At 64.1% G+C, this 14,169-nt stretch carries 6 protein-coding genes; 5 read left to right on the top strand and 1 reads right to left on the bottom strand.

The genetic code is table 11. From position 1 onward, the window contains the following. Positions 1-15 precede the first annotated feature (15 nt). Positions 16-399 carry a hypothetical protein gene (locus tag AOP79_RS04055; protein WP_161794218.1) on the bottom strand — a complete coding sequence of 128 codons (384 nt, stop codon included), beginning with the start codon at positions 397-399 and terminating at the stop codon, positions 16-18. Positions 400-475: 76 nt separating this feature from the next. On the opposite strand from AOP79_RS04055, the gene AOP79_RS04060 reads away from it, so the two are divergent. From AOP79_RS04060 to AOP79_RS04080, 5 genes are all read left to right on the top strand, one after another. After that, complete coding sequence (locus AOP79_RS04060) at positions 476-2,818, top strand: 5'-nucleotidase C-terminal domain-containing protein (RefSeq protein ID WP_161794219.1); 2,343 nt, start codon at positions 476-478, stop codon at positions 2,816-2,818. 178 nt (positions 2,819-2,996) lie between these two features. Continuing rightward, the gene (gene gcvP / locus AOP79_RS04065) at positions 2,997-5,864 is read left to right on the top strand and encodes an aminomethyl-transferring glycine dehydrogenase (RefSeq protein WP_062070647.1); all 2,868 of its coding nucleotides are present in this window, start codon (positions 2,997-2,999) and stop codon (positions 5,862-5,864) included. A gap of 155 nt (positions 5,865-6,019) precedes the next feature. Then, a complete protein-coding gene (locus AOP79_RS04070; protein WP_062070649.1) occupies positions 6,020-7,132 on the top strand; it encodes a serine/threonine-protein kinase in 1,113 nt (370 codons plus the stop codon). A 2-nt stretch (positions 7,133-7,134) separates the two neighbouring features. Beyond that, entirely contained in the window at positions 7,135-13,143 is a 6,009-nt protein-coding gene (locus AOP79_RS04075) for an Ig-like domain-containing protein (protein ID WP_062070651.1), read from the top strand. 49 nt (positions 13,144-13,192) lie between these two features. Then, complete coding sequence (locus AOP79_RS04080) at positions 13,193-14,158, top strand: AAA family ATPase (protein WP_062070653.1); 966 nt, start codon at positions 13,193-13,195, stop codon at positions 14,156-14,158. Positions 14,159-14,169 lie beyond the last annotated feature (11 nt).

Genomic DNA, 14,169 nt, shown 5'->3' on the forward strand with positions numbered 1-14,169 from the left:
GAACAAGAGTAGCCGTCAGGTCGAAGCGCTCCGATTGCGGCGGTCAAGAGCACGCCATATGGAGAGCGCGATGCCTGTCACGGCGATGGCGAGCAGCCCTCCAAGAGCCCCTGCAGCGAGAGCACCCACCAAAGAGTGGCCTCCAAGAGCGTCAGTGAGACGTGCGCCCCACCACGCCATCCCGAGGCGCCCACCGCAGGCACCGAGGATTGCCGCCAAGACCCACCCAGGGTTCACAGCAGGGTGCACGCGCGATCCAGTCAACCCGGTGAGCAGGCCGGCGATCCACGGCGCAAGAGCTTCCACGCGATTCCTCCCTAGGTGAGAGTTCATCGTCGCATAGCTGTATGAGCCAAGGACAGGGAAATCTGAGGACGGAAACGATTCGATGAACATCATGCGCTTCCGGATGCGCTCTGCTCCAGACGCTTATAACGTCGTCCCGGGTGCATAACCCCGACAAAAAGGAGAAACCATGACTAAGTCCCCACGTATGGGCTGGAGGTCGGCGTCTACCCTGAGCGCCGTTGCCGCCAGCACTCTTGCTGTTGCCGCGATCGCGGTCCCGGCGAGTGCCGCTGACGCGGAGACTGCCGTAGTGACACCTCCCGAGGGAGGAACGGTGGTTCAGATTCTGGGCACTAATGATTTCCACGGCCGCATCTTGCCGGACGCCTTTGGTGGCTCCGCGGGTGCTGCATCGCTCGCTGGCGCCGTCGACGCGCTTGAGGCCGATTACCCCAACTCCGTCTTCGCTGCTGCGGGCGACTTGGTGGGCGCGTCAACCTTTGAGTCCTTCATCGCTGATGATGAACCGACCATTGAGGCGCTGAGCTTGGCGGGCCTTGACGTGTCCGCCGTCGGCAACCACGAGTTTGATACGGGCTTCGAGGACCTGCGCGACCGCATCATGCCTTCGGCAACCTGGGAGTACCTGGGTGCGAATGTCCGCTACCTCAACGGTGATCCGGCGCTGCCCGAGACGTGGGTCCAAACCTTTGGAGACGGCGACGATGCTGTCGACGTGGGCTTCATTGGAGCCGTGACCGACGAGACCCCATCACTGGTGGCGCCGTCCGGCATCGCAGACTTGCACTTCGAGAACGAGGCTGTCGCCGCCAACCGGTCAGCCGATGCTCTCACCGAGGCGGGCGCGGAACTCATTGTTCTGTTGGTTCACGAAGGTGCCCCCACGCAGGCGTACGACGACGCTGTCGACACGTCGAACGACTTTGGCGCGATGCTCGCCGACCTGGATCCTGCCATTGATGCTGTGATCTCGGGCCACACGCACCTGGAGTACGACCACCGTGTGCCCGTGGACGAATGGGTTCAAGAGGGACGTGCTGTGATGGAACGCCCCGTCGTCTCGTCGGGGCAGTACGGCATGAACCTCAACCGGCTGATCTTCTCCTTCGACGCTGCCGGTGATGTTGTCGGTCTCGACACCAGCGTGGTGGACCTCTTTGAGTCGGGCGCCGATGCTCCGGTCTATGCCGAGGACCCGGACGTTGCTGCGGTGGTCGCTGAAGCCGTAGCCAATGCGGACAAGCTTGGCGCGGTCGAGTTGGGCATCTTGGATGACCCTCTGTATCGCGCACGCTTGGCCGACGGTGCACCGGGCAGTTCGCGTGGTGCGGAGTCGACGCTGGGCAACGCGGTTGCTGATGTGCAGCTGTGGGCAACGTCTGAACTCGACACGCAGATCGCGTTCATGAACCCCGGTGGACTGCGCGCAGACCTCCTGGGACTTGGTGCAGGCGAAAGCGCCTCGTACCCGTCCGCTGTGACGTACAAGCAGGCGGCTGAGGTGCAGCCGTTCGCGAACACCTTGGTGACGATGACCCTGACGGGCGACCAGATTGCTCAGGTTCTGGAGGAGCAGTGGCAGCCCGAGGGCTCGTCACGGCCCTTCTTGCGCCTTGGTACGTCTGAGGGCTTCGAGTACACCTATGACCCTGAAGCTCCGGCTGGCGAGCGCATCCTGTCGATGTGGTTGAACGGTGAGCAGATGACCGCCGATGGTGAATACCGGGTTGTCGCGAACTCGTTCCTGGCGTCCGGTGGCGACAATTTCTCTACTCTGACTGAGGGCTCCAATGTTGCTGATTCCGGGCGAGTGGATCTCCAGGCCATGGTTGACTACCTCGACCAGGTGGGGTCGCTGAGCGCGGACTACCGTCAGCACGCAGTGTCGGTGACGGGACTTCCAGAGACGATCGCCGTGGGCGACGAGGTCACCTTCCAGGTGGGTTCGCTGCTGATGACTGACCCCGATGGCGTGACCGACAAGAAGGTTGCAGTCGAGATTGCCGGGAAGTCGCGTGGAGCCGATGCTGTCGTCAACGAGATCTCCGCGGAACCGTTCGATGAGCACGGCACTGCGGAAATCTCGTTCAAGGTACCCAGTGCGGCCAAGGGCGAATCCGTCATCACACTGACGGGTAAGCAGACCGGCACGACGGTGCGCATTCCGGTGACGGTGGGCGCCAAGGTCACACCGGTGTGCTCGATCGACTACGAGGTTCACGGCGAATGGCCGGGCGGCTTTATTGCACAGGTCACGGTGACGAACACCTCTAAGCAGGATGTCGACGGGTGGAACGTGGGCTGGAACTTCACTGGCGATGAGTCCGTGCGTCAGCTGTGGAACGGCACCGTGTCGGAGGATGGCTCAGCGGTGACTGTCGCCAACCCGCATTGGGACACCGTGCTGGAGGCAGGAAGCAGTGCGACGTTCGGCTTCTTGGGCACCACGACCGACGGTGCGCAGACCCCAGCCGATCTCACGCTGAATGGTGCTGCTTGCCAGGGCTGATCTAGCCCGCTCGCACCACCCACCCCCTCCCCCTTACAGTTCGAACCAAAGAAACACCCAACACGCCGGCGCGCTGCGCGATCCTTAGCGGATTGCACGGCGCGCCGGTGTCATCTTTGGTTCAAAGTGTCGTGGGGGTGGAGGCTCGCGGCCCTTCCAGCCGCCGTGATGGGAGCCGATGCGACACAATGGGCGCGTGACTGCGTTTGCGACCCGACACATCGGCCCCTCCGACGACGCTGTGCAAGCCATGCTTGCCGCCGTTGGCCATTCCTCGCTGGAAACGCTCATTGAAGCGGCAGTTCCGGAGTCCATCCGCCAGGACGACGTGCTCGTGCTCCCCGATCCGCTCACTGAAAACGACACCTTGCATGCGCTCCAGGGCTTCGCTCAGCGCAACAAGGTCAACATTCAGATGATTGGCCAGGGCTACGCCGACACCATCACCCCCATGGTGATTCGCCGCAACGTGCTTGAGAACCCTGCCTGGTACACCGCTTACACGCCGTATCAAGCAGAGATCTCGCAGGGCCGTCTGGAAGCGATGATCAACTTCCAGACCATGATCGCGGACCTCACTGCGCTCCCCATCGCAGGTGCATCGCTCCTTGACGAGGCAACGGCTGTGGCCGAGGCTGTGCTGCTGATGCGCCGTGCGGTCCGAGGCAAAGATGACGGCGTCATCGTTCTCGACGACGAGTGCCTTCCCCAGACCATCGCGGTGGTCTCCGCCCGCGCTGAAGCCATTGGTCTGCGCCTCGAGGTGCAACACATCGATGCCGGCTGGACTGCACCTGACGACCTCATCGGCCTGGTGTTGCAGCAGCCGGGCAACACCGGCGTCCTGCGAGAGATCCAAGACGTTGTCGCCTCGGCGCACGATGCCGGAGGACTGGTCACGGTTGCCGCCGATCTGCTGTCATTGACGATGGTCAAGGCACCCGGTGAGATTGGTGCTGACATTGCCGTCGGTTCCGCCCAACGCTTCGGTGTGCCCCTGTTCTTCGGAGGACCCCACGCGGCGTTCATCTCGGTGCGCGAGGGCCTCCAACGTCAGTTGCCAGGACGCCTCGTGGGAGTCAGCGTTGATGCCGACGGCCGCCCCGCCTACCGCCTGACCCTCCAGACGCGCGAGCAGCACATTCGCCGCGACCGTGCGACCTCCAGCATCTGCACGGCGCAAGCCCTCCTTGCCGTCATCGCTGGCTTCTATGGCATCTATCACGGCCCAGACGGCCTGCGTGAGATCGCTACTAAGGTCCACAGCACCGCAGTGACCTTGGCCGACGCGCTCGCGGCCGCAGGCGTTGACGTCCTGCACGAGCACTTCTTCGACACCGTGGTGGTGGCGGTCCCGGGCGGCGCCGAGTCCGTCATTGCCCGTGCGGCCGCCGCCGGCATCAACCTGCGTCGCGTCGACGACGACCACGTGGGCATTGCCTGCGACGAGGTCACGAGCCTCGACATCCTGGACGTTGTGGTGGAAGCCGTCACAGCACGCAAACGCCACGGTGTGTACAGCGCACCACGCGTCGCGATCCCACTGTCACTACGCCGCACGAGCGACTACATGACGCACCCGATCTTCCACGAACACCGCTCGGAAACATCGTTGATGCGCTACATGCGCCGCCTCGCGGACCGCGACCTCAGCCTCGACCGGACCATGATCCCGCTCGGGTCCTGCACCATGAAACTCAACGCCGCCGTCGAGATGGCACCCATCAGCTGGCCCGGCTTTGCGCGCATCCACCCGTTCGCACCATCGGACCAAACCGCCGGCTACCGCGACATGATTGCGCAACTGGAGGACTGGCTGGCGGACATCACGGGCTATGCGGCAGTCTCCGTCCAGCCCAATGCTGGCTCGCAAGGCGAATACGCGGGGCTGCTCGCGATCCGCTCTTACCTTCGCGACCACGGCGGTGAAGCGCGTGACGTGTGCTTGATCCCCGCATCGGCTCATGGCACGAACGCGGCGTCGGCAGTGCTCGCCGGTCTACGAGTGGCCATGGTGGCCACGGCTGACGACGGCAGCATTGACGCCGATGACCTGCAAGCGGTTCTCGCCAAGTACGAGGGCGAGGTGGCCTGTGTGATGCTCACCTACCCCTCGACTCACGGTGTCTACGAAGAGAACGTGCGTGATGTGTGCGCCGCCGTGCACGACGCCGGCGGCCAGGTGTACATCGACGGCGCGAACCTCAATGCGCTCGTCGGCCTCGCTAAGCCCGGACACTTCGGCGGCGATGTCTCCCACCTCAACCTGCACAAGACCTTCTGTATCCCCCACGGCGGAGGCGGCCCCGGCGTCGGCCCTGTTGCTGTCGCGCAACACCTGGTGCCCTACCTGCCGGCCCTACGGCAGACCATCCAACGTCCCGCAGAACTCGCGCGGCGCGGCGCGCCCGTCTCCGCGGCACCCTACGGCTCTGCCGGAATCCTGCCGATTACGTGGGCCTACATTGCGCTGATGGGCCACGAAGGTCTGGGTCAGGCCACACGCGTGGCGGTTCTGGCAGCCAACTATGTCGCGACGCGCCTCGATGACGCGTTCCCCGTCCTGTACCGCGGGGAAAACGGCCTGGTGGCCCACGAATGCATCCTCGACATCCGCCCGCTGACCAAGACCACAGGCATTACTGCCGAGGACATCGCCAAGCGGCTCATCGACTTCGGTATCCACGCGCCCACCATGTCTTTCCCCGTGCCAGGCACGCTGATGGTCGAGCCCACCGAGAGCGAAAACTTGGCAGAGCTGGACCGGTTCGTTGACGCGATGCTCGCCATCCGCGAGGAGATCGCGACCGTCGAGAGCGGCGACATTGCGGCCGAGGACTCGCCCCTCCGTCATGCCCCTCATACGGCCGATGCCGTGGTCTCCGACTCGTGGGACCGCGCCTACGGCCGGGAGCAGGCCGCGTTCCCCGTGGCTGCTTTGCGCCAGGACAAGTACTTCCCGCCGGTATCGCGAATCGACAACGCTTACGGCGACCGCAACCTCATGTGCGAGTGCCCACCCATCGAGGAACTCGCCGAGGAGTAAGGCCGCGGCGTGCAATGCTTCACACCCGTGGTGACATTGCATGGAAATACTGGAGTTGTCCGCTAGAGTTACCCCGTTCTGAGTGCCTGTCAGGAAGTGTTGCCGGCTGTCTGCGGCACTGATGCAGGTAGTGCTGAGTCCAGGGGAGGGGGACTATGGCTAAGCGACAACCGTTGAGCCCACCAGTCTTGCCGGGGTACACCTATGTGCGGCCCTTGGGTTCCGGTGGCTTTGCTGACGTGTTCTTGTTTCAACAGGACATGCCGCGCCGTCTGGTGGCAGTCAAGGTCCTTCTCAGTCGCGTTGAAGATGCCGCAAGCGCCCGCGCGATCAGTGCCGAGGCCGATGTGATGGCTCGCCTCAGCGCACACCCCAGCATCCTGACGCTCTACCAAGCAGGCGTCTCAGCAGATGGTCGCCCGTACTTGGTTTCCGAATACTGCCCTGCGTCCTTGACCAACCGGTACCGCAACGAACGTATGTCGGTGAGCGAAGTGCTGTCCATCGGCATCAAGATTTGCGCAGCCGTGGAAACTGCCCACAAGGCGGGTCTGCTGCATCGCGACATCAAGCCCTCCAACATTCTGTTGACGTCCTTTGGCCACCCCGTTCTCGCTGACTTCGGTGTCGCGTCTGCGGTGGAACAAGGCGAAGACGACGTAATCGCAATGTCCCCGCCCTGGAGTGCCCCCGAGGTAGTGGACCGTCACACCTCAGGCACGGTCGCCACGGAAGTGTGGGCGCTTGCTGCCACGATCTACACGCTGCTTGCCCAACGCAGCCCCTTTGATTTGCCGGGACAGCGCCGGGACGATGCCGAACTCACCCGCCGCATTCTGAAAGCCAAGTACGTGCCCATCGAGCGTTCGGACGTTCCCGACGTCCTGCAGCAGGTCCTGGCCGGCGGTATGCGTAGGCTCCCCGGCGACCGTTACGTCAGCGCCCGTGCTTTGGGAGAGGCGTTGCAAGAGGTGGAGCGAGAAGAGGGGTTCCCCGCAACACCACTGGACGTTCCGACTGAAGAGTGGGCGCACACAGCCGTGACGCAGGACCGTGGGGATGAGGGCTCCGGAGTCATTCGCTCGACGGTGCCCGTGCAGTCGTCGCGCCAGCGCCGTGACCCGCACACTCAGTCACGGGTGGGCACGTCCACCATGCGAGCACGCCGCGCCAATCGGTTGGGACGCCGCATTGCGGTAGGCGTTGCCGTGGGTGGCGCCGCGATTCTGGGTGCCGTCGTGGCTGTTGTCGTGGTGGTGGGGGCCTAAGCATGAGCGCAGTAGACGCAGGACTCGGGCGTGCCACCGCCGCAAAGTGGCGCAACGTACGTCGAGTCGCGGTAGGCGCGCTGATTGTGGCCGTAGGAGCGGGAGCTTTCCTCGCTCCCGGCTTCGATGAACGAGAGGTCCAGTCCGATAGCCCTGCCGTATGGGCGATGCAAAGCTCTACTGGAGAACGCATCGGCCGTGTGAACACTGCTGTCACCGAACTCGACACCACCAAGACCGTGGACTCTCCGTCTGATGTGGTGCAGTTTGGGACCACCCTGCTGGTGTATTCGCACAACCTGGGGTCTGTCACCACGATGGACGTGGCACAGCCACACGAGGTTGCCGCGGATGCGCCCGAGGGCACCGTCGCAACACCCCTGGGCACCGATGTCATTGACTACCAGGGAAATTACGTCGCGTACCTCACTGAGCGTGGGGAAGTTTTTGCTGGAGCAGTCACCGATGGCACTGCCGTCGCGCCAGCACAATTCGATCCCTTTGCCGCCGTTGACGTTGAAGAAGGGGAAGAGCGTCCCCAGTTCCGCGCTGTCGCTGTCGCAATCTCGAGCGAAGGGCGCCTAGCGGCCTACTCCAGTGAACGCCGTGCGGTGTTGACGGCCTCCGTGGGCGGCGCCGACATGGAAACTCAAGCGCTCCCCGAGGGGCCCGAAAGCGAAGACCTCCAAGTGACGTGGGTCGGCGACAGTTGGGTGCTGTTCGATGCTGAGTCTGGGCTCTTGTGGATGGCGGATCACGCAGAGCCGGTAGCGACTGGGGCAAGCGACGGCGCCCGCCTGCAGCGCTCCACTGACACCACAGAAGCCGTGGGCATTGCAGATGAGTTTGGGCTCATCAGCGTTGATCTTGATGCGAGCGGATCGACCCGCGTGCACGGCTCTACCGAGTCCGTCGTGCTGGGGGTTCCGGCGCGTCCAGTGAGTGCCGCCGATGGGTCAGGACTTGTCGCAGCATGGCTTCCCGAGGGCGAAGGACCAGGAACGCTGTGGCGCTCCGGTCAGGGCGCAACGGAACTGACCTATGGAACTGAGGCGCTCCCTGAACGGCTCTCCCCGACGTTGCGCAGCAACGGCACTCGGCTCATTGTGAATGAAACGCGTACGGGCTGGGTCTGGGACGCGTACACCGGCGAACTGGTGACGTCGTCACAGGCGTGGGACAAGGACGACTCGGCAGAGGTTGTCGCCAACGAGCGCAATGCGACCACTGAGGTCACGGACCCGCGCAACCCCATCGCTCAGGCAGACTCCTTCGGTGTCCGAGCTGGCCGTCAGGTCGCACTACCGGTGTTGCTGAACGATCACGACGCGAACCACGACCTTCTGACCGTGGAACCGTCCTCCGTGACAGCGCTGGACGAGAACTTTGGCACGGTAACGGTGGCCGACGACGCTCAGACCATCGTGATCGATGTCCACCCGGAAGCCACTGGAACCGCGACGTTCACGTATGTCGTGACGGACGGAACTACCGACGACGGGCTGATGTCCGAGCCGGCTCAAGTGACTGTCACGGTGAAGGATCCGTCGGAGAACTCCGCCCCTGTGTGGTGCGGTACCGAAGATTGCCAGTTCGAATGGCCGCGCCCACAGGTAGCTCCTGGTGGCACCGTGACGGTGGACGCGCTGACCGGTTGGGTTGATCCTGAAGGCGACCCCATCTATCTCTTGAACGCGACCTCGGGTTCGACCGTTGGCGTTGTCGCAGCCTCACCTGAGGGTCAGGTCGTGTTCCAGCACACCGATGCGTCCGATACGGATACGGGCTCTGTCCCCGTGGAGATCACCGTGTCCGATGTTCACGGTGCGACCCAGACTAAAGATCTGTCGATCGCGGTGACGGGAGAGCCCGACCTGCAGGTGGAGGACGTCGCGGTTGCGGTGTCCGCTAGCGTGACCGCGACCGTGGACATCACGGGTCACGTCACGGGCGCTCGCGGCCCGTTGACGGTGACGGAAGTGTCATTGGGTCAGGATGACGACGCGGTAGTCGCCACGTCCCCAGGTTTGGTGGGGTTCACTTTCAGCGCCCCCGAACCGGGGAGCTACCTGGTCGACTTTGTCGTGTCCGACGGTGTGGCCGATGCTCGTGGCGTGGCGCGCGTGACCGTCACCAGTCCGGATGACGAGCAGCTCAGCACCGTGCCGCTCACCGCATTTGTTCGCTCCAAGGAGGATGTCACCGTTGACGTGTTCGAGGCGGTGACCAACCCCAGCCGTGCCGTGTTGCTGCTGTCTGACCTCGAGACCGAGCCCGCTGACGGCGCGCAACTCTCGGCAGATATCGTCGGTCACGCAGCGTTGCGCTTGAGCGGCGAGACAAGTGACTCCCAGCCCGGGTCGCTGGGAACGGTGACCTACGTGGTGTCCGACGGCTCGGGCCGGCCTCAGGGGACAGCACGCGGAGAAGTGACCGTGGTGCTGCTCGGGAGCGACGTTCCCACTCGCCCTCTCGCCGTGGACGACGCCATCACAGTCCGAGCGGGGGCTCAAGCGGACATCAAGGTGCTGAGCAACGACGTTGCGCCCGCAGGAAACGTCATCGCGCTCGACGCCGATTCGGTCAACCTCTCCGAAGGTGGCGGGCTTGCCTTCCCGGCAGGCTCGCTGGTGCGCTACTTGGCTCCAGACGAGCCCGGCACCTACACGATTGACTACGCGACTTACGTGCTGGGTTACCCCACGCAGTCAGACACCGCACGGGTGGTGGTGACGGTGACGCCCGCCGACAACAACCAGCCGCCTATTCCTCAGCCGCTGCGAGGACGGGTGGCCTCCGGCCAAGAGGTGCGAATCCCGTTTGACGGCACCGGAACCGATCCGGACGGCGACGCGGTGACGCTCGAGGAAGTGCAGACTCAGCCCACCAGCGGTGCGGCACGAGTCGCCTCCGACGGCCGTTCGCTCGTGTACACCGCGGACTCTGGATTCGCTGGGCAGGTGTCCTTCGAGTTCACGGTGGCGGATGCCCGGGGTGCAACGGCGACGGCCACCGCGACCGTCGGTGTGCTCGCAGCCGAACTTGACCCACGTCCTGTGACCTACACCGATTACATCCAGGCACAGGTCGGCGATGACCGACGCGTCCTCATCACGCCCACCGCGAATGACCACGACCTCGCTGGTGGCGAGTTGACTCTGGAACAGGTGCGCCCGGATGCCGATCCCGACAGCGCCGAATATGCGGATCTGGACTCGCGCCTCGAGGGAGTAGAAGAGGGACGTGTCGCACTGTCGGTGGGCACGGAACCAGGCACCTATGCCTACGTCTACACGGTGGCCAATGACTCGGGATCCACCTCGATCGGCCGCATCATCCTCAAAGCAGTGCGTGAGCCGATTGCGGATGTGCCGATCATTGCCGACACGGTTCTGACGTCGGAGACCCGTGAGACGTTTACCTCCGGTGTCGACGTTCTGACGGACAAGGTGGCGTGGGGCGCAGGCGATCTCAATGCCCTCACGTTGAGTGCCTGGGGCGACCCTGACGACCTCGACGTCTCGGGCCGCGAGATCTCCGGGCCGCTCCCCGACGCCGCTCGGTTGGTGCCATTTGAAGTGACGGGGCAGAACTTTGCGGGCGAAGACATCGTGTCGTATGGATTCTTGCGAGTGCCCGGTGAAGAAGACGTCCGGGTGGCTCTCCGCGAGACCTTCACCCCGCCCGAGGTCAATGAGAACGAGTCCATCACGTTCGACCTGAAGGAACTCATCGCCCTGCCAGCCGGGACGCCGTTCCGTATCGACGGTGATGGCGTCGCGGCATCGGGCGTGCGTACCGAAGCCACATGTGAGCTTGCCGGTGGGACGCGTCTGACCTACAGCGCCGGTGCTGGTGAGCCTTACACCGACACGTGCCAGGTGCCGGTTCTCATCGACGGTGCCGAGACCGCTGTGATGCTCCCCGTCCCGATCATCGTCATTCCTGAGATTCCACAGCCGATCCTGACGGGTGCAGCAATGGAAGTCTCGCCTGGCGACTCTGCCAACTTTGACCTGACCGGAATGGTGTCGTGGCCGGCAGGTGCAGCGGCCCGTGCCGTGGACATCGCGTTCCAGTACTCGGGCCAGCAGTTCACCGTCACGCGCTCCGCCAACACCCTTGCTGTGACAGCCGCCGACGCTGCCGTCCCGGGCCACGTCGATGCCGTGACGGTCTCGCTCCCAGGTGAGCCGGACCTCGCGCCAGTGACGCTGTCGCTTGAAGTGGGGCCGGCACCATCCGTGCTGCCTAAGGGCGGCACTGTCGTCAAGACGTGCTCGCAAGCCGACGGATCATCGTGCACGGTGGACGTCATTGGCGGCAACGGCGAGGTCAACCCGCTACCGGGAACGCCACTCACACTGGACTCGGTCTCGGCTGCAGGTACGTGCTCTGGTGTCGCTTTCTCTGTGGCCTCGGACTCGTCCATTCGCGCCTCGTGGACCGGAGACACTCCGGGAGCGGTGTGCAACGCCACGTTCGTGGTGGTCGATGCTCAAGGCCGCAAGAGTTCCGGTGACCGCACGGGAAGCCTCAGCATCGACCTCCAGGGCTACCCCGCCGGCCCGTCCGCCATCACGCAGACCGGCTACGGCAACGGCACCGTGACACTAGGCGTGGACCCCGGATCGGCATCGTCCTCCTACCCATCGATCACCGGGTTCTCCGTCACCGCCAACGGTCGCGAGGTTGCGACCTGCACCGCACAAGGTGTGTGTAGCCAAGTGACGGGCCTACAAAACGGTACGAAGGTGACCTACAGCGTGGTCGCGGTGAACTCCGTCGGGCAATCCAAGTCCTCGGCGTCCACCACCGCATGGTCCTACGTGCCGCCGAACCGCCCCGCGCTGGTGCGGTGGGAACCCACCCAGGCTGGCAACGCCGGCTTGAAGGCCGACCTCGTGCTCAGCGTGTCCGATGCGTCGACGCGACAGCTGATCATCACCAGCCCTGCTGGAGAAGAGCGAATCCACACGGTGTCCGGCCGTGGAAACCAGACCGTCAGCGGCTACCTCCTGGGATCCAATGACACGACCACGGTCACAGTGACGCCAGTAACCGCCCATGAACTGCCTCCCACCAGCGACGGCAACAACAAGGGTGAAGCGCTCACGTTTAGCGCGAACGGCGTAGGCGGGCCGCTGGTGTCGAACGCTAAGTGGACGCCGAACTCCGAAGGAGATCAGGTCACTTTCACCGCCACGATCGGCAGTGCCGGTGCAGGTTCAGTGACGTGGGTAGGTATCGCTCGTAGCGGCCAGCACTGCACTCCGTCGCAGCAAGTAAGCGGCACGAGCGTGACGCTTACCGCCGGCATTGAGCCCAACCGCCTGACGGATTACGACCTGTGCGCCCAAAGCAGGTGGAACGAGCAGACATATGGCTCGACCACCACGGACATCAACGGTGTCTACGCCTACCGTGACCCGGGTGCTCCCAGCGTCGACCGGGGCTACCGCGTCGCCAACAACTGCACTGGCATCGTGAACAGCCCACAGTGCAATGCGGATTACACGCAGATGCCGTCCGTCCGTGCTGCACAAGGTTTCAGCGTCTTCTACCGCATTGTCGGCGGGCCGCTGATCGCTGCCGCCAACCTGAACGCCGGCAGCCTCCCCTACGGACGCACGTTTGATCTGACTGCCTACAACTGCGTCGATGTTCCCGGAGTGGGCCAGCGATGCTCCCAATCGGGCGCAACGGTGCAGGCAGAAAGCGGCGGGCCGTCGCACGCGACTGGCGTGGCGTTCACCCAATGCACCGTGTCCGATAAGGACGTCAACGTGACGGTTAATGCCGCTGGCTCTGCCTGGACCCTCGACAGCGTGCAATGGCTCGACAGCAACGGGCGCGTCACCGACGTCGACTGGGAAATCCGCTCAGCGAAGGTCACGGTGTCCTTCTCCGGAGCCCTCACGGGATTGCAAACCTGGACGTCTCCCGCCCGTGACTGCGGTTCCCTCGTGCCAGAGCCAGAACCAGACCCCGATCCATCGGGAGGCCCGTGATGCTTCCTGCCACCCCCACTCGTGTCCCACTAGCGCGCAAGGAGCGTTCATGACCGTCACTGACGAACAGGCCACCTGGTTCGCCTCAACCTTCAGCGCGCTTGCCGACAACGTCGAGCGTGCCGTGCTCGGTAAGCGGCACGTCGTTGAGTTGGCCTTCACCGCGATGATCTCCGAGGGCCACCTGCTGCTGGAGGACGTTCCTGGCACTGGCAAGACCTCGTTGGCTCGTGCTTTGGCGCAGACGGTGCGAGGAACCTCAAGCCGCATCCAGTTCACTCCCGACCTGCTCCCAGGCGACGTGACAGGCATCTCGGTCTTCGACCAGAAGTCCGGCAGCTTCTCCTTCCACGCAGGACCCATCTTCGCGAACGTGGTGCTGGCCGATGAGATCAACCGTGCCTCACCCAAGACGCAGTCGGCGCTCCTGGAAGTCATGGAAGAAGGCTCCGTCACTGTTGACGGTGAAACCCGTGAAGCAGGCTCACCGTTCATGGTGGTCGCGACACAAAACCCCGTTGAACAAGCCGGAACCTATGCGCTCCCCGAGGCGCAGTTGGACCGCTTCATGATGCGCACGTCGCTCGGATACCCGGACCACGGCTCCACAGTGCAGATCCTCGATGCGGGCCGTCCCGTCAAGATGCCGGTGCCTCAGATCGCTGAGCTCCAGACCATCGGCGCCATGACTGCGCTGTCGCGTGAGGTCCACACCAGCCCGCTCATCCTGGACTACATTGCACGCATCGTGGAAGCGACTCGTTCCGCGACCCAGGTGCGTTTGGGTGTGTCCGTGCGCGGCGCCATCGCGCTTTCGCGCACCGCCCGCACGTGGGCTCTGGGCCACGGCCGTGCTTACGTCACACCCGATGACGTGAAGTCCCTGGCGGAGCCCGTGCTCGCTCACCGTCTGATCCTTGACCCTGAGGCCGAGTTCGACGGTGTCACAGCCACCGCGGTCATTGGCCAAATCTTGCTCGACACCCCGCCGCCTTCACAGCAGGACCTCGCATAAGTCATGACCCA

This window comes from Demequina sediminicola, from assembly GCF_000975055.1.
Taxonomy (GTDB): domain Bacteria; phylum Actinomycetota; class Actinomycetes; order Actinomycetales; family Demequinaceae; genus Demequina; species Demequina sediminicola.

Bases quoted from the DNA above. Each gene is read 5' to 3' on its own strand.
- AOP79_RS04055 (WP_161794218.1), bottom strand. From the start codon at position 399: ATGATGTTCATCGAATCGTTTCCGTCCTCAGATTTCCCTGTCCTTGGC.
- AOP79_RS04060 (WP_161794219.1), top strand. From the start codon at position 476: ATGACTAAGTCCCCACGTATGGGCTGGAGGTCGGCGTCTACCCTGAGC.
- gcvP (WP_062070647.1), top strand. From the start codon at position 2,997: ATGCGACACAATGGGCGCGTGACTGCGTTTGCGACCCGACACATCGGC.
- AOP79_RS04070 (WP_062070649.1), top strand. From the start codon at position 6,020: ATGGCTAAGCGACAACCGTTGAGCCCACCAGTCTTGCCGGGGTACACC.
- AOP79_RS04075 (WP_062070651.1), top strand. From the start codon at position 7,135: ATGAGCGCAGTAGACGCAGGACTCGGGCGTGCCACCGCCGCAAAGTGG.
- AOP79_RS04080 (WP_062070653.1), top strand. From the start codon at position 13,193: ATGACCGTCACTGACGAACAGGCCACCTGGTTCGCCTCAACCTTCAGC.